This is a genomic window from Marivirga lumbricoides, from assembly GCF_014636295.1.
Classification (GTDB): domain Bacteria; phylum Bacteroidota; class Bacteroidia; order Cytophagales; family Cyclobacteriaceae; genus Marivirga; species Marivirga lumbricoides.
Genome location: NZ_BMEC01000013.1, coordinates 12,575 through 32,192 on the forward strand (window position 1 = coordinate 12,575; position 19,618 = coordinate 32,192).

General features: G+C 37.8%; 20 protein-coding genes. 2 read left to right on the top strand and 18 right to left on the bottom strand.

Annotated elements, in window-relative coordinates:
* Positions 1 to 38 precede the first annotated feature (38 nt).
* A complete protein-coding gene (locus IEV85_RS18545; RefSeq protein WP_188466272.1) occupies positions 39 to 419 on the top strand; it encodes a hypothetical protein in 381 nt (126 codons plus the stop codon).
* A 25-nt stretch (positions 420 to 444) separates the two neighbouring features.
* Here the strand turns inward: IEV85_RS18545 and IEV85_RS18550 are convergent, their stop codons facing one another.
* The 7 genes from IEV85_RS18550 to IEV85_RS18580 all read right to left on the bottom strand — a co-directional run bounded on the left by IEV85_RS18550 (position 445) and on the right by IEV85_RS18580 (position 7,883).
* Positions 445 to 2,220 carry a MutS-related protein gene (locus tag IEV85_RS18550; RefSeq protein WP_229712650.1) on the bottom strand — a complete coding sequence of 592 codons (1,776 nt, stop codon included), beginning with the start codon at positions 2,218 to 2,220 and terminating at the stop codon, positions 445 to 447.
* Between the two features lie 230 nt (positions 2,221 to 2,450).
* On the bottom strand, positions 2,451 to 3,170 hold the full coding sequence (locus tag IEV85_RS18555) for a DUF2071 domain-containing protein (RefSeq protein ID WP_188466276.1): 720 nt from the start codon (positions 3,168 to 3,170) through the stop codon (positions 2,451 to 2,453).
* Between the two features lie 240 nt (positions 3,171 to 3,410).
* A complete protein-coding gene (locus tag IEV85_RS18560; RefSeq protein WP_188466278.1) occupies positions 3,411 to 5,042 on the bottom strand; it encodes a LamG-like jellyroll fold domain-containing protein in 1,632 nt (543 codons plus the stop codon).
* A gap of 235 nt (positions 5,043 to 5,277) precedes the next feature.
* On the bottom strand, positions 5,278 to 5,805 hold the full coding sequence (locus IEV85_RS18565; RefSeq protein ID WP_188466280.1) for a hypothetical protein: 528 nt from the start codon (positions 5,803 to 5,805) through the stop codon (positions 5,278 to 5,280).
* A 42-nt stretch (positions 5,806 to 5,847) separates the two neighbouring features.
* Positions 5,848 to 6,537 (bottom strand): SH3 domain-containing protein, encoded by a 690-nt coding sequence (locus IEV85_RS18570; protein ID WP_188466282.1) that lies wholly within the window; start codon positions 6,535 to 6,537, stop codon positions 5,848 to 5,850.
* Between the two features lie 187 nt (positions 6,538 to 6,724).
* Complete coding sequence (locus tag IEV85_RS18575; RefSeq protein WP_188466284.1) at positions 6,725 to 7,108, bottom strand: DUF3037 domain-containing protein; 384 nt, start codon at positions 7,106 to 7,108, stop codon at positions 6,725 to 6,727.
* Entirely contained in the window at positions 7,086 to 7,883 is a 798-nt protein-coding gene (locus IEV85_RS18580; RefSeq protein WP_188466286.1) for a HipA family kinase, read from the bottom strand. The genes IEV85_RS18575 and IEV85_RS18580 overlap by 23 nt, the downstream gene beginning before the upstream one ends.
* Positions 7,884 to 8,046: 163 nt before the next feature.
* On the opposite strand from IEV85_RS18580, the gene IEV85_RS18585 reads away from it, so the two are divergent.
* A complete protein-coding gene (locus IEV85_RS18585) occupies positions 8,047 to 8,247 on the top strand; it encodes a YwbE family protein (protein WP_188466288.1) in 201 nt (66 codons plus the stop codon).
* 348 nt (positions 8,248 to 8,595) lie between these two features.
* On the opposite strand, the gene IEV85_RS18590 is transcribed toward IEV85_RS18585, so the two are convergent.
* The 11 genes from IEV85_RS18590 to IEV85_RS18640 all read right to left on the bottom strand — a co-directional run bounded on the left by IEV85_RS18590 (position 8,596) and on the right by IEV85_RS18640 (position 19,615).
* Positions 8,596 to 8,970, bottom strand: coding sequence for an endonuclease domain-containing protein (locus IEV85_RS18590; RefSeq protein WP_188466290.1), 375 nt, complete (start codon positions 8,968 to 8,970; stop codon positions 8,596 to 8,598).
* 234 nt (positions 8,971 to 9,204) lie between these two features.
* Complete coding sequence (locus tag IEV85_RS18595; RefSeq protein ID WP_188466292.1) at positions 9,205 to 9,597, bottom strand: VOC family protein; 393 nt, start codon at positions 9,595 to 9,597, stop codon at positions 9,205 to 9,207.
* Between the two features lie 820 nt (positions 9,598 to 10,417).
* Positions 10,418 to 11,416: a Gfo/Idh/MocA family protein gene (locus IEV85_RS18600; RefSeq protein ID WP_188466294.1), complete on the bottom strand. Its 999-nt coding sequence runs from the start codon at positions 11,414 to 11,416 to the stop codon at positions 10,418 to 10,420.
* Positions 11,417 to 11,732: 316 nt separating this feature from the next.
* Positions 11,733 to 13,028: a TRAP transporter large permease gene (locus tag IEV85_RS18605; RefSeq protein ID WP_188466296.1), complete on the bottom strand. Its 1,296-nt coding sequence runs from the start codon at positions 13,026 to 13,028 to the stop codon at positions 11,733 to 11,735.
* A complete protein-coding gene (locus IEV85_RS18610) occupies positions 13,028 to 13,498 on the bottom strand; it encodes a TRAP transporter small permease (protein WP_188466298.1) in 471 nt (156 codons plus the stop codon). The genes IEV85_RS18605 and IEV85_RS18610 overlap by 1 nt, the downstream gene beginning before the upstream one ends.
* Positions 13,495 to 14,469, bottom strand: coding sequence for a TRAP transporter substrate-binding protein (locus tag IEV85_RS18615; protein ID WP_188466301.1), 975 nt, complete (start codon positions 14,467 to 14,469; stop codon positions 13,495 to 13,497). Before IEV85_RS18615 ends, IEV85_RS18610 begins: the two co-directional genes overlap by 4 nt.
* A gap of 4 nt (positions 14,470 to 14,473) precedes the next feature.
* Positions 14,474 to 15,142 carry a bifunctional 4-hydroxy-2-oxoglutarate aldolase/2-dehydro-3-deoxy-phosphogluconate aldolase gene (locus tag IEV85_RS18620; protein WP_188466303.1) on the bottom strand — a complete coding sequence of 223 codons (669 nt, stop codon included), beginning with the start codon at positions 15,140 to 15,142 and terminating at the stop codon, positions 14,474 to 14,476.
* A 2-nt stretch (positions 15,143 to 15,144) separates the two neighbouring features.
* Positions 15,145 to 16,173 carry a sugar kinase gene (locus tag IEV85_RS18625; RefSeq protein ID WP_188466305.1) on the bottom strand — a complete coding sequence of 343 codons (1,029 nt, stop codon included), beginning with the start codon at positions 16,171 to 16,173 and terminating at the stop codon, positions 15,145 to 15,147.
* Positions 16,166 to 17,578 (bottom strand): glucuronate isomerase, encoded by a 1,413-nt coding sequence (gene uxaC, locus IEV85_RS18630; RefSeq protein WP_188466307.1) that lies wholly within the window; start codon positions 17,576 to 17,578, stop codon positions 16,166 to 16,168. Before uxaC ends, IEV85_RS18625 begins: the two co-directional genes overlap by 8 nt.
* The gene (uxuA, locus tag IEV85_RS18635; RefSeq protein ID WP_229712660.1) at positions 17,575 to 18,756 is read right to left on the bottom strand and encodes a mannonate dehydratase; all 1,182 of its coding nucleotides are present in this window, start codon (positions 18,754 to 18,756) and stop codon (positions 17,575 to 17,577) included. Before uxuA ends, uxaC begins: the two co-directional genes overlap by 4 nt.
* Before the next feature lie 10 nt (positions 18,757 to 18,766).
* Complete coding sequence (locus tag IEV85_RS18640; protein ID WP_188466311.1) at positions 18,767 to 19,615, bottom strand: SDR family oxidoreductase; 849 nt, start codon at positions 19,613 to 19,615, stop codon at positions 18,767 to 18,769.
* Positions 19,616 to 19,618 lie beyond the last annotated feature (3 nt).

Here is a 19,618-nt window from a genome sequence, read left to right on the forward strand (position 1 = left end):
TTAGTGTCTTTTCTCCACAACTTTCAAAACCCTTGTTTATGAAACCTTTAAAATCATTTGTAGTATCAATAATGCTTATCACCGGATTTGTAGCCTGCGAATCTGAGTCGGCCCATATTTCGAAAGATTGTATCTATACCGCTACTGTTGAAGATTTATCAGGACTGGATGGCTGCGGCTTCCTTTTTAAGTTAGACAATGGAGACTACCTTGAGCCTGTATGGCGATGGGGCTTTTGTGGTACTCCTCCCTTACCGGAAGGCGCAACAGAAGATCCTTTATGGGATTTCAATTACGTAGACGGGCAACGCGTGCGACTTGGCTTTGAACCTGCTAATGATGTAGGCAGCATTTGCATGAAGGGAAAACCGGTAATTATTACCTGCCTGGAAGTGATTGATGAAGCTCCTGTGGAGTGAAGGATCTGAACGGATGCTTATACAATTAAACCATCTTTTCAATATTATCAAGCAGATTTATACCACTTTTTCTCATTAGTTCGCTGGCATTGAAGTCTGTACATATTCCCTCATCTAAATGGTAGGTGAAAAGTAATTCATCTTTGGCAATTTTACTGTTAAAACTATAATTAGTGACTATCATATGATTACCTGCTAATTTAGCCATCTCCAAATCGTGCGTAGAAATGATACCAAAAGCATTAAGCTCACTCAGCTGTTTAATCAGGGACACTCCCCCTCTGTACCTATCCTCCGAATTAGTGCCTTTAAACATTTCATCCAACATGAAAAATATAGGTTCTCCGCTTTTGATCAGTTGAAGCAATTCCTCCACTTTTTTCAATTCCGCATAAAATGACGAAACACCTTCGTCCAGGTTATCCTGCGTGCGCATACTGGTAAACAATATCAGTTGTGAAACTTCTGCTGATTGTGCACAGCAAGGTGCCCCCATATGTGCTAAGATCAGATTTACTCCAATGGTTCTTAAGAAGGTGCTTTTGCCCGCCATATTAGAGCCTGTAACCATGGCTATTTGACCTTTTCCCTCCAATGCAAAATCATTGCAAACCCTGGTTTCAGCTTTAAGTAAAGGGTGGCCCAACTTTTTAAAACTTAGTTTATAAGGTGTGGCTGCAATTTTAGGAAAAACAAAACCCTGATTAGAGTAGGCAAAGCCAGCCAAACTATTTAATACCTCAAACTCGCTGATGGCATCTATCCACTGGCTCACATGCTTCCTGTTTTTATGCTTCCATTTCTCAGTTTGAATAATGTAATGAATATCCAGTAGCCAAAAACTGTTAAAAAGAAGATAAAACTTATTACTATCGCTCTTTTTGGTACCTCTCAATTGAAAGGCTTCTAAAAGCTTCCTTATCTTGTTAATTTCATTAGTAGCGGAAGCATTCTTTTTATACTTTAGATCTGACTGCAGTTTCAACAGTTTTCCAGATTGGAAAGTTGACGATATAATCAATTGAGCCAACTCCTCATACCCACCTAACACACGCACATTATCGTAGGTATCGTCAATAATTTCCTCTGCAATAGGTGATACTTTTCTTAGTATAAAAACATTGATAAATGCTACAGTAAGAAAAGGGAATAAGTAGAAGTTGAAGCCTTCAGAAAAGGAGTTTATAACACATAAAATAGCAAAAATGGTGAATGATATTCTCAAAAATATGCTTCCTATTATGTAATTTCTTTGTTTCGGTAATAAGTGCTCTTTTTTCTCAATCCACTTCAAAAGCTTTTGATGCTCAGTCTCAGTATTCATAAATGGCAGACCGGCAGCCTGAAATTCCTGCCTCCATTCCAACTTAGGCAGCAATTCCTTAATGGCTTGCTGCCTTTCCAAAATTGTATCTTTAGAGGCCGCTTTTGAGAGCCAACTGGCGAGCAAGAGGCTTCCTGATTCTGTAGTAGTTCTGTTGAGTAACTGAAACAAGGAGTGAACACCGAACACATCTAAGTCGGCCAGATAAGGATGCTCATATGTGAAATAATTATGACCTTCAGAAAATTCTGATAGTTTATTTTCTAACCTGAGCAATTCCTGCTCATTAATTTGAATTAAAAAATTAAGTTTCTTTTTCCGCTTGTTTAATTTGTTGTAGCTCATCAACAGTAATGCAAATCCAATAATCCCGATGGGAGTTACTACCCACAATGCCATTATCATTCTTTCATTGGCCAGATAAGCTATTGCTATAAGAGAGAGAACAAAAACCACTGCCCGGGAAATTGAAAGCATTTTTAGTTTCCTTTCTAACTGTGGAATTTTCGTTTGGTATTCTTCGATATTGGTATGGTAGACCTTCAAATTGAGACAGCATTAGTGGTAGATGGATTAATGATGAAGATAGGGAAAATTTAAGACTTGAAATTTCCATCAATGCTTATGTTAGAGTTCAAATGTTCCTAAGGGATTGCTAAAAAGAACTCTTTTTAAAGTTTTTTGGAGAAGAGAATTTATCATGTATTTTAATAAGCACCTCGAATCTTTTCTAATCCGATCCACTCATGTGCAATATTTTTCATTAATAGTGCATTATCAAACTTCACCGAACCTTCAGGAAATATATCACGATCTTCAAAAAAGCTTGACTCTACCTTTTCTACTTCTAAAAGCGATACTTTCCAGGAGGATGTTTTGAGTTCAAGGGCATCAAAATTATTTTTGTTAGGAGAAAAGCCTACTGAACTTTTTTCGAAAAACTCAGAAACAGATTTTAGGTTTTCAAATATGCTTTCTTTATTCCACTGAGTGGTTTCCTTTGCTTTAATAGAAAGAGAAGTTTTATCATCACTTACAAAAGCTACTTCATAGCTTCCATCAGATTCTTTTACTGTAAAATCAGCCAGGTGATGAACACCTGGAAAGATTCTACCTCCTGCCAATGCATTTAATTTGGAAGATGTATCTCTTCTGGGAATATATACGCCTTCTTTTAATTTTCCTTTTTCGTACCATTCTACAGCAATTCTGTGAGCTCCATTTTCAGAAGATATGCCTAATTGGCTGGGAAAGCCTTTAGGCCTGATTTCCTTCAGCCTAATTAAACAAATACCGGCAATGCCTTTTCCATTGACCAACTTTGGCTTAAATGGTTTGGGTAAATAATTTTCAAGCACTTCTTTGTCAATTTGGTAATTGATAAGAATTCTTCGGTCAATAATTCCTTTGATGGTGGGTATTTTCATTTTTCATTAAGTATAGAATACTTCGTTCAAATATTCTCAGGACTTAAGTGAGTTTATTCAATGGGCCGGACTTTGTACATATAGCAGTAGCCTTTTTATATTTCTCCATCTTTTTAGTTTGGTTGGTCCCTATGATATTAGAAAAAACATAGGGGCATAATTTCTTTTTCATACATCAATTCTTATTCGAAAATTATAAGAAGATTGCTAAAATCTTGCAAGATGTACTTAATACATCTCTTAATAGAGAATATTTACCCAACCTTTATATACTGATCCACAAGGACCATTAATAATCCAATAATAAATATCACTTGGTAAGTTACTTCCATTCCATTTATTATAATAATTACCTGATTCATAAACCTTTTTTCCTGTTCTCTGAAATACGCGCAAGGATGAACCCAATAACCGAGAATCTATAATAAAATATTCATTTTTATCATCCCCATTTGGTGTAAATACATTTGGGATTATAATATCTTCATATTCAGGAAATGTAATATTTACCTTATCAATAACTATTCCACAGGAATTTTCAACCTCTACCCAATAAGTTCCTGATTTCCTCACCTCAAATATTGGGTTTTCAGATCCGTCTTGCCACTTGTATGTTCCACCTGGTACAGTCGCATCTAAGCGAAGATAATCAAGATCACAAACAGTCCTATCTTCACCTAGATCAAAGTCAGGAAGTTTATTAAACTCGACTTTAATACTATCTCTGGTTATTCCACAATTATTTTCAATTTCCAACCAATAAATTCCAGATTCATTAACTTGAAGGGAAGAGCTTGATGAACCATCGGACCATCTATAAGTAGCATTTGGAAATCCTGCTTCCAGAACTATTTCGTTATCTTCGCATGTACTTACATCTTCCCCCAAGTTAAGAATTGGCATATTATTAAATTCAATGAATATACTATCTGAGGAAGATCCACAATCATTAGTAACAGTAACCCAATAAAGCCCTGATGAAGTTATCTCTATAGTAGGATTAGTTGATCCATCTTGCCACTTATATTTCCCTTCAGGCACTGTTGCATTCAGCTGAAAAGAATTAATATTGCACAGTGAACGATCTTCCCCCAAATTTACAACAGGCTTAGCACAAGGATTAATTAGACAGGTTCTCTCTTCAGCAGTAAGAACTTTGTTATAAATTCGCACATCATCAATAACACCATCAAAATAGGTAGTTCCAACAACATCATTTCCTAATTTATCTATCGATCCAAAAACTAAAGGAATATTTGTATTAACATTAATATTAGATGGAATAAAAGTAGTCCCAACCAATTCATTATCAACATAAAGGCTTATACTGTCCTTGGCCTTAATACCAATTAGAGAATACCAAACATTCTCTTTAAATCCAGCACTATTTACATTGTATAAATTATTACTCTCACCACCAACGAAAAAAAAGAAAGCGTTCTCTCCATTTATTCTTTGAGCATCTAAAGCATATCCAGCTCTTATAGGAGTACCAAATATAGTAACGCCTTTATTTACTATCCATCCCCCCCTGCTACTTGTACCAGGAATTAGATCTTTGAACTTTAAAACCTTGACCCAACAGGAAATTGTAAAATTGGAGGTTCCTAAATCAAAATGATCACCTACTTTAATATAATCGTTGACTCCGTCAAAAAGATAAGCTGAATTTGCATTACCATCTTTGTCACTAGTTTGAAGAGCTCCATTAATTGTCCCATTAAAGCCACTCCCTGTTTTCTCTATAGCATTTGTATTTAGAGGAAAATGAGCAATCAAACCTTCTTCAAGATCAACCTCAGAGCAAATCCCTTGCCCATAGCCATAATGTATTGTGAGTAAAAGAAAAAGTAAATTATATATAGATTTCATAAACACTTATATATACTTTTTGACATAGAAGAAATCATTTTCAATATAGGCTTTTGTAAATTTGCCAGCCAAATATTCTTTATTTATACTTAAGTCCATTAACATAACTCGCTCCCTCTGTATATCCTAATTATTCATCAAAAAGCAATGCAAAAAACTTACGAGTAGTGGTATTTGGAAGAAAGATGGTTTGGGAGGTCTTTGACTATTATAAAGTTTAGTATAAATATTAGTTTCACCTTTCCATTGTTTCTGTTCGACCTGGAAGCCATTTTAGCATTTCTTCAATCCTTTTTTTGGATTGATCAGAATTGTCCCACCCTCCGTTCTCCAACATTTTTCTTTTGAGAAATGGGGTATGTACACGTTGAATTCTCCAATTGGTAATAAGTTTAGCACTCAGCACTACAGTAATAAATCTTTTAGATTTTCTGGATTTACCTATTACCATTATTTTCTCATATCCATCTCCCCATTGTGGGGGAAAACAATATACTTTTGCTCCGGGACGGAAACGCTTAGTTCCTCTTCTAATTTCTTTTTCCTCTCCGTAATAATGTTCATTTATAATATTTCCCACGAGACACCAAATTGACTCAATCTTCTCAGTATCCTTGTGTGGGAAATAGTGATTATGAAGTTCTTCTATCCTCTGAGACAGATTCTTAATCTCTACTAATTCCTCATGATATTTCCCATTCCCAATTTCAAGTTTGAGATTGATAAATTTCTTAGAATTAAATAACACCTTTAGGAGTTTCATTTCTTTTGCTTAAGCATTCCGTATTATATAGTCAACTTACTTTCAATCTCCTTCCACCAAAAAGCTAATCAGCCACCTGTCTTCTATTTTGGTAACTCCTAACCTATAATTCACGGGAGACCAGATATATTTCCAATATACATAACCATTTAACTTGCCATCCAGGCTTTCTATATAATACCAAAGCTTTTCTCCAATATAGTTTACATTTTTGATTCGCGGTGAATCGAAAGAAGGATATGATTTTTCATAATTCACCTTAACAATATCATAGGTCAATTGTCCTAAAACCTGTGAATTTGCCAAACCAGGCTTATTTCTAACATTAACATTTGACCCTGTTATAGCACTATGCTCAAAGGGATCATATGTCTCAGGCCATTCTGAAAAAACATAAGGAATGAAATAAACATCTTCCTGTTTTAATTTCCCTCTGTCCAATTGCAGGATATGCTTCATGAGATTCCAAAATTCCGTAGAATCTGAATCCCAATTCCAATACTCTTTAAATTCATTTATTCCACCATCACCACCAAAGCTGTTCATCATATTAGCACTCATATGGTTGATGATAAATTTTTTATCCTTTTGATCCACAGCATTTTCCAGGTTTACTATAAATTCTTCCAAACCTGCTGGAAGTGATACGTTATCATAAGGTGTTAATTTTCCTTGAGCTAAAGTAGTTCCTGTCACAAAAAGGATTAGGAGGAAAAGTATGAACTTTTTCATATCACACATTTTTTAGAAGGTTTTACAGTATGAATAGTATTCCAATATTTAACTTAGAAGCCACCATCAAATTTCCATGATGAACATAATTCCTTATCAAATCAAATCCTAATTATTCATCCTTAAGAAATGAGAAATACCTAGAAGTAGGTAGTGGCCTTAAAAAGAATGGAATCTATAAAGACATTTATAAAACCTGCTCTTCAAAAAGCCTCTCTAATGTTTCCTTAGCATCATCGGTGTAACCCGGATGTACTTTGGAGTGTTGAATGATGGTGCTTCTGGTTGCCGTAAGCCATCGAAAACGAGAGGCTTTGTCCAACTCTGCAATAGCACCACCCGCTTTCGATCCCTTACAGATTTGCTCCATTGCCTGTAAATTATTGCTTATCTCTTCCACATCTAATTCAGGAAATAGAGCTAATAAACGTGATACTTCCAAAGTGTACTTCATTTCTAGAAATTGCTCTGCTTTGCAATATACAATTACCCCCACATTCAGGAATTCTTCACGCTCTACCCTCGGCACCACACGAATCACAGCATAATCAAATAAGTTCTTTCCTTGCATTTTGTGCTTCTTTTATGAAAATATTAGAATGTTCCATACGGGTGAGCAAAAATGTGGAATAAGCATTTCGTTGCTCTTCTTTGTTTTCAAAAAAGCCTTCCTCTTTGAGCCAATCCTCAGGAATTAAAGCGACAATTCTTTCTACTACATCTTTGGTAAGAAGGTGCTTACAAATTTTATCTGCTTCCTCTATTTGTGTCGCTTGCTTCAGTAAAACATGGTTTTTCACCAATGCAAAGGGTGTTTTAATGTGTGCCTCCCAGTTGCTCCAGTTATGATGAAAATACAGTGACGCACCAGAATCGATCAGCCAGAGCTCCTTTTTCCAGATGAGCATATTGGTATTGCGGTGGGTACGATCAATATTGGTGAGAAGGCAGTCCAGCCATAGTATTTTAGAAGCTACCAAAGGATCAAGTGTGGTGACTGTCGGGTCAAAAGTAATGGCTCCTGACAAGTAATGTACGCCTAAATTTAACCCTACGCTAAATTTCAGAAGGTCTTGAATTTCTTCATCTCCTTCACTCCTGCCAAATCCTTCTGCCAGATTCATAAAAACCAGTTCCGGCACTTGCATGCCAATGGCACGAGCGAGTTCACCTCCTATTAAATCGGCAATTAATGCATTTGTACCTTGCCCGGCTCCACGGAATTTAATCACGTACAAAAAGCCATCGTCCGCCTCCACAATGGCAGGCATAGAGCCACCTTCCCGCAATGGGGTAACATAGCGCGTTACATTAACTGTTCTTAGTTCTGTTTGCCGAGTACTCATTATTATCTCTTATGATCTTAAGCAGGATCGAAATTTAAGTATTTTTTACTTCAATGCCATTTTCCAATTATAGGTGTTATGCATTCTTAAGGTTGATTTTGATATTAATGATGCATTTTATTCTTAAAACCATTAAAATTGTATTTCATTTAAACAAATGCATATGCCGGATGGAAGGAATAGAAACGATGTAAAAATAGGCCTGGAGGTGGAAATTGTTCAAAAGCAAGATCAGAGGACAGGAGATTTAACCAATGGATTCGTAAAGAAAATACTGACCAAATCATCTTTTCATCCGCACGGCATTAAAGTAATGCTGGAGACTGGTGAAGTAGGCAGAGTAAAAGAGATCTTGGAGGAGTAAGGAATCCCTCTGTGTCTCCCTTTGAGAAAGGGAGAGGGTGTAAGGACGTTTCATATTTGTCTTCCTATTTAATATTCTAGCTATAAGTAAAATTTTCTCTATAAATAAAATTATACATGTGATCTATCCCCCTTTCTTTCAAAGGCGGGCGGGGGGATTGATTTACTATCGCTAATCCAACAAGAAATCCCTCTGTATCTCCCTTTAGGAAAGGGAGAGGGTGTAAGGACGCTTCGTATTTATCTTCCAATTTAATATTCCAGCTATAAGTAAAATCTTCTCTATAAATAAAATTATACACGTGATCTCTCCCCCTTTCCTTCAAAGGGGGTAAGGGGGGATTAAAATTCAATCAATCATAGATTCAGGTAAATAGGATTCCAATGTTCTGATAACATTATTCATATCATTATGTATTTCAAACTCAGAAAATCTAATCACTGTAAATCCTAGCTCAGCTAAATGCTTATCTCTCTTTTCATCTTTATCTTGCTTATATTCATGGGACTTACCATCTAACTCAATTATGATTTTTAATTTTCGGCAGATAAAATCAACAATATAGTTTTCTATAGGAAATTGTCTGTTGAACTGAAGTCCATAGAATTGCTTTCTGCTAAGTAAATTCTTCCATAGGACTGCCTCACCTGGGGTTCCATCCGTTCTAAGTTTTCTTGCAAGGGGTTTTAGCTTTTTATTATAGTTGGAATAGGGCTTTTTCAATTTACACAAAATTTAGTTGAAAGAAATTATGCATTTTCAATGAATTAAAAAAATTCCTCTACATCTCTTATTAAATCCCTCTGTATCTCCCTTTAGGAAAGGGAGAGCGTATAAGTTTAGCTTTAATGTTCGGACTGCTAATAGCATCCTTCAGCAAAAATAAACTTGATTTAAATATACGAATTCAATTGTAGGATCTCTCGCCCTTTCTTTCAAAGGGGGTAAGGGGGATTACTATTTAATATAATTCTGAGTACTCACAGACCAGTAATTTTCGGCACAATCATAAAAAGATCCTCTCGTATCAGGATCATCGCCTTTGTTTATGGGCTTTTCTATTGCTTCACAACCATTTTTAATTGCCAGATCAAAGGTCTTGAAAACATCAGGTACATACATATGCAACATAGTTTTATTGGCTGGGTAAGACTTTGTACTATTGCTTATCATGATGATAGAATCATCCAATATTAATTCAATATGTGCAATTGATCCGTCAGGATGATCAAATCTCCTCTTTTCCTTTGCATCAAAAATAGTTTTTAATAAATCCACTAATTTTTGCGCATCGTCTACTATTAGGTAAGGGGATAGTGAATTGTATTGGGTGGGCTTATAGTCTTTCATTTTTAGGTTCAGTTTTTACCTGATAATTTACGCGTATTCTATGAATAAAAAAATCCCTCTGCGTCTCCCTTTAGGAAGGGAGAGGGTGTAAGGGCTCTTCGTATTTATCTTCCTATTTGATATTCCAGCTATAAGTAAAATCTTCTCCAATAAATAAAATTATACACGTGATCTCTCCCCCTTTCCTTCAAAGGGTGTAAGGGAGATTGATTTACTATTGCTATATCCAACAAGAAATCCCTCTGTGTCTCCCTTTAAGAAAGGGAGAGCGTGTAAGGACGTTTCATATTTGTTTTCTAATTTGATATTCCAGCTATAAGTTAAATCTTCTCCAATAAATTAAATTACCTACGTAATCTCACCCACTTTCCTTCAAAGGGGGTAAGGGGGGATTGATTTACTATCGCTAATCCAACAAGAATCCCTCTGTGTCTCCCTTTAGGAAGGGAGAGCGTGTAAGGACGCTTCGTATTTGTCTTCCTATTTAATATTCTAGCTATAAGTAAAATTTTCTCTATAAATAAAATTATACATGTGATCTATCCCCCTTTCTTTCAAAGGGGGTAAGGGGGATTGATTTACTATTGCTATATCCAACAAGAAATCCCTCTGTGTCTCACTTTAGGAAAGGAGAGTGTGTAAGGACGTTTCATATTTGTATTCCAATTTGATATTCCAGCTGTAAGTAAAATTTTCTCTATAAATAAATTATACACGTGATCTCTCCCCCTTTCCTTCAAAGGGGGTAAGGGGGATTCATTTACTACTGCTAATCCAACAAGAATCCCTCTGTAGCTCACTTTAGGAAAGGGAGAGGGGATTAATTGATTCTACTTAAAATTTTATCCATTACCCAACTGGTATGAAGACCATTGCCCCCGGATGAAGGATGAATAAAGCCTTTATTAACGAGGTGCTTCTTCATATTTTCTACATGATGAAGTTGCACTGATTTAGGATGTTCAATAAAAAGCTCCTCCTGCTTATTTTCTCCATCCAGAATAACCGGAACCTCCTCAAAAACAGCAAACTGTATTTTACCTTTACTACCATAAATCTCAACTCTATCTTCAGTACGGTCGCAACCAAAATTCCAGCTACCGGCTCCTGTTGCACCTCCTTCATGAATCCAACAAGCTGCAAAGGCATCTTTAGCTCCATAAAGTTGTTGTTGGTTTATGCTGATTCCATTTACCTGCTTCATTTCACCTAATAAATAAGCAAACAAATCCAGACCATGACTGGCCAAATCATCAAAATAACCACCGGGAGCTACAACCGGATCAGTTCTCCAATTCGGTTTTTTAGCTAAATCGGTGGGTGAAGGTGCTTTGGAAAGATGCCAGTTGATATGTCGTATTTCCCCTATTTCGTCATTTTTAAGCCATGTATACACTTGTTGAAAGCGTGGTAGGGAACGTCTGTAATAAGATGTGAATAAAGGAATATTCTTATTCTCAAAAGCACTATAAATCGCCAGGCTTTCTTCATAAGATGGCGAAAGCGGCTTTTCCACACAACAAGGTTTTCCAGCTTCAGCCACCTTTAACGCATATAATTTATGAGTATCTGGTGGGGTGGCAATATAAACTGCATCAACTTCAGGATCATTGATCAACTGATCAGCATCTGTGGTATACTTCCTGATCCCATGTCTTAGCGCATAATCCTTCAACTTCTCTTCATTGCGTCTCATTACAGATATCACTTCAAAGCCTTCCGTTTGCTGATAGGCAGGTCCGCTTTTTACTTCTGTAACATCTCCGCAACCTATTATTCCCCACCGAATTGTTTTCGGTTTATTTACTTTATCTGACATAGTTAATGTATACTTAATTGCTTAGGAAATGACATTCCTAAAATGTATTAGCTTTTGTTTTGATACAAAAGAAACAAAAAATCAAGACAAAAATGCCCCCTACTCACAAAGCCTCCTCTGCCCGGATTTTTACCAGGCCATGCGCTTTCATCCTGCTGGCCGTACGAGTTAGAATAGATGGTACCTATATCTAGCTTAACCTGCCTTTAATAATATTGTGAGGCTTTAAGGCAAAGCTACAAAACAATTAATTTTACTTTTGTAGCACTTAATCACTAAAATTATACAATTCTCTTCTTGTAAATAAATACATTTACTACAAATCAAAAAGAGATGGAAGCCACAAGGAAAGCTCAGGGAATAACGTAACCAATAATAGCACCACCAGCATCATCAGGAAGAAGGGCAGTAAAGGCCTTACTACTTTCTGAATACTGATTTCAGCCACTCCACAGCCCACAAACAACACCGATCCTACAGGTGGTGTACATAAGCCAATGCATAAATTCATGATCATGATAATACCAAAATGCACAGGATCCATCCCTAAATTAGTAACAACCGGCAAAAAGATTGGAGTAAAAATCAATACAGCAGGTGTCATATCCATAAATACCCCCACAAAAAGCAAAATAAGGTTAATGATGATGAGTATTACAATCGGGTTATCGCTGATAGAAAGCAATGAATCGCTGATATCCTGAGGGATATTTTCAAAGCTCATTACCCAGGACATTCCAATGGAAGTAGCAATTAACAAGAGTACAATTGAGGTAGTTTTAACTGTTTCCAACAAGATACCAGGCACTTCTTTCCAGCTTATTTCTTTATAAACAAAAGCTAATATCAAAGTATAAACTACCGCGATGGCCGAAGCTTCTGTTGCGGTGAAAATGCCGGCTATAATCCCTCCTATTACAATGACCAGAAGAAATAAACTTGGAAATGCACTTAAGAATTTTCTAAAAAACTGACTGATATGAACCGTTTTATCCACCGGATATTTTTTGATAATCGAATACACCGCAGCTACTAACATGAGTGCTAATCCCATCAATATACCTGGAATATAGCCCGCAATAAATAGCGCTGCTATGGAAACGCCCCCACTGGCTAAAGAATAAATAATAAGAATATTGCTGGGAGGGATAATCAGCCCTGTAGTGGCACTGGTGATATTCACCGCAGCACCGAAAGATTTGTCATACCCCTCTTTTTCCATGCGCTCATTCATAAAACCACCAATGGCTGAAGCTGCAGCAACTGCTGAACCTGAAATGGCTCCAAATAGCATACAGGCAATAATATTAACAAAAGCCAACCCTCCGGGAAAGCGACCTACCATTACTTTAGCAAAATCTACTAATCTGAGTGCTATCCCTCCTTTATTCATCAGCTGTCCGGATAAAATGAAAAAAGGAACGGCCAGTAAAGAAAAACTATCCAGCGAAGTAACCATCCTCTGGGATAAGGTTGTGGCAGAATCTGATAAACCGATGCTTATGGCCAAAGTAAATAATGCGGAAAGGCCAATGCTGTAAGCGACAGGCACGCCCAGGCTTAAAAACAAAAGGAAGCTGAGCAGAAGAATGAGTAATTCAATATAATGCATTATGAAATCTTTTTAGAGAAAATAAGGTAGATATTATGCATGCTGTAGTAGCAAATGAGTAGCCCACTTATGGGAACGATTGCATAAATGACTCCAAGTTGAACACCAAGAGAAGATGAGACCTGGCCCAATGAGTAAGTGACATATGTTAATTTGACGCCTCCTACAATCATAACGATTGCAGAGAAAAGAAAAATCATGGTATTAATAAATCCATCCAGTAATTCCTTTTTTTTGCCATGCAGGCTATTGGGTACTATATCTATTGCTAAATGAAGTCCTTTTCCTGTAGCATAGGCACCTCCCATTATTCCCAGCCAGATTAATCCGTAGCGGGAAAGCTCATCAGTAGCTGTACTTGGCACCCCAACGACATAGCGGGAAACTACCTGCCAAACTACGTTCATTAGCATAATACCCAGAATGCTGATGAGCATTACTTCTACAATTTTATCAACTTTTTGTCTCATTGTATTTGTTCAATTTCATTGATTAGCTGCTGAATTTTCGGATTGTCCACATTATTTTTCATAGACTTCAGTTCTTCCATAAAGCTTTGTTTGGATGGCCTTATGATTTCTACTCCCTCCTTTTTTACTGCAGCAAGGGATTCTTCTTCAGATTTTTGCCATAAAACCCTTTCCTTTTTGCTGGACCTGTCTGCGGCTTCTTTGAGCCAGCTTTTTTCTTCATCATTCAGCTCATTCCATATCTCCCTCCCAATCATTAATACATCGGGCACCATTACATGCTCATTCAAACTGTAAAATTTGCAGACTTCATAATGTCTTGACAGATAAAAACTTGGGGGGTTATTTTCAGCACCATCTACAACTCCCTGTTGAAGCGCAGTATACAATTCACCCCAGGAAATAGGCGTTGGTGCACCACCCAGCTTTCTTACCATTTCAATGGCGGTTTTGCTTTCCTGCACACGAATTTTCAGGCCTTCTACATCCCTGGCATTTTTTATAGGTCTTTCTTTAGTGTAAAAACTTCTGCTTCCCGCATCGTAAAAACAAAGCCCTATTAAACGGAAATCTTCACCGGAACGTAAAATCTTCTCTCCCACTGCTCCATCAAACATATTATAAAAATGCTCTTTGTCTCTAAAAAGGTAAGGAATACTAAGCACCTGGTATTCTTCCACAAAGTTTTCCATTACCGCAGCTGAAACTTTTGTTATATCCAGGCTTCCCATCTGCAATAACTCAAGGCATTCCCGCTCAGCCCCCAATTGCCCTCCTGAATAAATTTTCAATTCCATTTTACCACCGGAGATTTCTTTAAGCTCCTCCCCCATATACTCCATTGCTTTATGGACGGGGTGACTCGTGTCAAGGGTATGGGCCAATCTAATTACGCGGTGGTCTTCTTTGGCTTTACAGCCTAAAAAGAGTATAACAGGAAAAAGAAAAATAAGGGAGATCCTAGGATGCATACTGTTAAGCAGATTTAAATTTTTTAACTATTTCAGATGCCTTTTTCATATCTGAAGTAATTCCTTCAAAGTCTTTATTCTTTAGGGCTGTTTTGGAGATTAGCTGGCTTCCCATTCCTACACAATGTACACCGCTTTGCAGCCACTCTTCTAAATTATCAAGGCTTACACCTCCTGTTGGCATTACACTGGTCCATGGGCAAGGAGCCTTAATAGCTTTTACAAAAGCAGGGCCTCCCACACTTTCCCCGGGGAATAATTTTACTACTTCGGCACCTAATTCCTCCGCTTGAGAGATTTCCGTTAAAGTGCCACAACCTGCTGACCACAACACTTTCCTTCTGTTACATAAAAGGGCAATATCCTTTTGCAACATCGGGGATACAATAAAATCGGCACCGGCTTGAAGATAGATTGCTGCTGTGGGCGCATCTACGATGGAACCAATCCCTAAAATCATTTCAGGAAATTCCTTTTCAACATACTTTACAAGCTCCTGGAAAACAGTGTAAGCAGCTTTACCACGGTTGGTAAATTCGCAAACATATAGGCCTGCTGCATGGGCGCATTTGATAATTTCTTTTGCAGTTGCAACATCTTCCTGAAAGAATACAGGAATCACTCCTACTTCCTTCATTTTTAATGCAATCTCTATTCTTGAATAATTTGCCATTGTTATCTGTTAATTTTTCCCGGAACTGTTTGCGTAATTACTTCTTCAACATCAGCTAATTTCCCTACAAATACATCTCCTAAAATGGTGTGTTTGATGGCGGAGATAGCGGTGGCGAAGTTGATTGCTTCGTTAAGGTTATTCCCGGATTCAAGGCCATATAGCAATCCAGCCATAAAAGCATCCCCTCCTCCTATTCTTTCAATGATGGGATTTACCTCTATCTTTTTAGAAAGTACAAAGTCATTCTCTGAAAGGATTAAGCCTGTTAAAGAATTATGATTGGCATGGTGGATTTTTCTTACCAGCATACCAAAGTGCTTTACATTAGGGAAACTGCTTTGTATATTTTTATAAATGGATTCAAAATCTTCCGGTTGAGCCTCTCTTGCCAATTGATCGGTACCGAATGACATACCAGTCAGCTGTTGCCAGGTAAAAGGATCACCATTAATGGTATCTGAAGATTTGATTAAAGGCAGCATGATTTGAGTAACATCTTCTGTAAACTGCCACAGGTTTTTTCGGAAATGCAAATCGGCAGAAATATGACACTTCTTGTCTTTCGCTTTTTGTACTGCATAAGCGCAGAGTTCAGCAGTATTGGCAGACAATGCCGGAGTGATAGCTGACCAGTGAAAATGAGTGACTCCTTCAAAAGCAGCATCCCAATCTACATCATGGATAGTAAGTTCATTAATAGCTGCATGAGCCCTATCATAAATAATTTTACTTCCACGCATAGCAGCTCCCTGCTCCATAAAATAGGTAGCCATTCTGCTGCCTAATCGGTAAATATGGTTTGTGTTTAGAGAGAAACCCCTGTAATAATTAATTGCCTGATCTGCCAGATCATGTTCCGGAAGAGCTGATAAAACACCGGCAGACCAATTCAACTGTGCCAAAGCTACCGCCACATTTGCCTCTGAGCCCCCCACATGTACTTTAAACGTAGGACTTTGTAAAAATTTCAGATAATCCTCAGCCTGAAAGCGAAGCAATATTTCTCCTAAACAAAGTATTTTAGTCATGGATAGCTACATTAAAATAGTTTTTGGCATTATTAAAGCAGATGTCCTGAACGATGCTTCCCAATAATGGAATATCATTAGGTAACTCACCATTTTCCACATCTTTAGCAATTAAATTACATAAAATACGTCTGAAGTATTCATGCCTTGGAAAGGATAGGAAACTACGGCTATCCGTCAGCATGCCCACAAAGCAACTAAGTAATCCCATGTTGGAAAGCGCATTTAATTGTCTTTCCATTCCATCTTTTTGATCCAGAAACCACCAGCCAGACCCGAATTGAACCTTAGCTTTCATGCTTCCGTCATTAAAATTACCTACCATTGTAGCAAACAATTCATTATCAGCAGGGTTTAGATTATAAAGTACTGTTCTTGCCAACTGATTCTCTTCGTCCAAAGTGCTTAAAAAAGCAGACAAGTTTCTGGCTTGAGAGAAATCACCCATACTATCAAAACCTGTGTCAGGTCCTAACTCTCTGTAAAACCGCTTGTTATTATTTCTGAGGGCTCCCAGGTGAAATTGCTGCGTCCAGCCCATTTGATGGTACTTCTTACAAAGCTCCACTAAAATCACATAAGCCAAATGCTCTTGCTCCTGAGCAGATAAACTTCTTTTCTGAATCACTCTATCAAAGAGATCATCTGCGTTTCCTTCAATTCTCTGTGCTCCCGGCAAATATTCCAAACCATGGTCTGCCAGTCGTGCCCCGTTTTCGTGGAAGTATTCAATCCTTTTGAACAATACTTCCAATAAATCACTAAGGTTCTTAATAGATTGCCCGCCCGCTTTCTCCAGTTTCTCCAGATAGGTGTGGTAGCCATTTACATCCGTAAAATTATAAGCTTTGTCAGGCCGGAAGGTAGGTGCTACTACCACTTTAAGATTTTGCTTTTTAATAGATTGATGATGAGCCAGGTCATCAGCCGGGTCATCAGTGGTTCCCACCATTTTCACATTCATTTTCTGTAAAATGCCCTGAGTGCTAAGTTCTGGTTGTGAAAGCTTTTCCCGGGTGGACTGGTAAATTTTTTCTGCAGTATCAGGCGATAGCAAATCATGTATGCCAAAATATCTTTGCAGCTCAAGGTGGGTCCAGTGATATAATGGGTTTCGGATTGTAAAAGGCACCACCTTCGCCCATTCTTTAAATTTGCTCTCAGGCGACTTACTGCCAGTGATGAAAGACTCATCTATGCCGAAAGTTCTCATAGCGCGCCATTTATAGTGGTCACCTTCCAACCATGCATCAGTAATATGATTAAATTGTCTGTTTTCAGCTATATCCTTTGGTGAAAGGTGGCAATGATAATCCATGATAGGCATTGATGATGCAAAACCATGATAAAGCTGCTCTGCAGTAGTATTCTCCAGTAAAAAATCTTCTCCTAAAAAGTTTTTCATTTGTTTTGTTCCTCCATAAATTTAGAAATTCCTAATTCCAGTCCTCTTAATTCTGCCAGACCTCTCAACCTGCCAATTGCAGAGTAGCCTGGATTCGTTTTTTTAACAAGATCGTCCAACATCTGATGACCATGATCAGGTCTCATCGGCATCTTAAATTGTGGCTTATTCTGTTGTACCTTTATTAATTCTTTCATTACTGAATACATATCCACATCCCCTGTTAAGTGGTCTGCTTCATAAAAATCACCTTCTTCATTTCTCGTGGTACTGCGCAAATGGATGAAATTGATTTTCGTTCCAAATGCTTTTACCATTTCCGGCAAGTTGTTATCGGCACGAACACCAAATGAGCCGGTACAGAAGCAAATTCCGTTATTTTCGCAATCATTGACTGCTAATAGTTGTTTCACGTCTGAAGCAGTACTCACTACCCTGGGCAAACCCAAAATCGGGTAAGGCGGATCGTCCGGATGAATAGCCAACCTGGCCCCCACTTCTTTTGCTACTGGCACTATTTCCGAAAGAAAAGCATATAAATTTTCTCTCAACTGCTTATCATCAATATTTTTATAGGTATCCAGTGCTTTCTGAAACATTTCAAGGGTGTAACCTTCTTCAGAACCTGGCAGCCCAGCAATAATGTTATTGATCAATAAAGTTTTTTCCTCCCTGGTTAATTTATCAAGATAAGCTTTTGCATTAGTCTTTACCTCATCAGAATAATCACCTGTAGCTCCGGGTCTTTCCAGCAGGTAAAGGTCAAACGCAGCAAAAGCAGTAGCGTCGAAACGTAAAGCCTTAGAGCCATCAGGCATTTCATAGGCCAAATCTGTCCTTGTCCAGTCCAGGATCGGCATAAAATTATAGCAAATTGTGGTGATACCGCATGTAGCCAAATTACGAATAGATTGCTTATAATTCTCAATGAAAGCTTTATAATTGCCCGTTCTGGTTTTTATCTGCTCATGCACAGGTATACTTTCCACTACCGACCATCTTAAGCCGGCTTTTTCGATAAGCGCTTTTCTCTCTTCTATTTCATGTAAAGGCCATACCTCTCCATTAGGAATATGGTGCAGTGCATTGACCACTCCAGTAGCACCTGCCTGCCTAACATCTGCAAGAGATACCGGATCTTTAGGCCCATACCATCTCCATGTTTGCTCTAAACTTATATTCTTCATATTAAACACCGCTAAATGCACTAAAACCTCCGTCAATAGGAACCACAACACCTGTTACAAAAGAGGATCCTTTACTACATAACCACAGCAAAGTTCCACTTAAGTCTGCAGGCTCTCCAAACCTTCCCATTGGTGTATGGTCAATAATTGTATTCCCCCGGTCAGTCAGTTTATTTTCAGTAGTTGTCAATAGCGACCTGTTCTGATCAGTTAAAAAGAAACCTGGTGCCAAAGCATTTACCCTGATCCCCACTTTAGAAAAATGCACTGCCAACCATTGAGTGAAGTTACTCACCGCAGCCTTTGCTCCACTATAAGCAGGAATTTTTGTTAGCGGACTAAAAGCATTCATTGAAGATATGTTAATTACTGAACAACCTTCCCTACCAACCATATCTCTGCTGAAAACTTGTGTAGGTAATAATGTGCCAATAAAATTTAAATTAAATACAAATTGAATTCCTTCGGGATCGAGGTCAAAAAAAGTGGTAAGCTCCTCTTTCGCCTGAAGGTCCTCCGTAAAAAGATGAGTTTTAGAAGTAGTACCTTTAGGATGGTTTCCACCGGCCCCATTTACTAAAATATCACAAGGACCTAATTTGCTATTAACTTCCTTATGGGCTGACTTAAGACTTTCCACCTCCAGAACATTTGTTTTTATACCTATTGCTTCTCCCCCACTATTGATTATCTGCTGTGCTACTTCCTGCGCCTTTTCCAGATTCAAGTCCAAAATAGCAACTTTTGCGCCTTGGGCAGCAAGTGTTTCGGCCATCGTACTACAGAGAATCCCTCCTCCCCCGGTTACTACTACTACTTTGCCTTCTAATTCTTTAAACTTTGGATGCATACT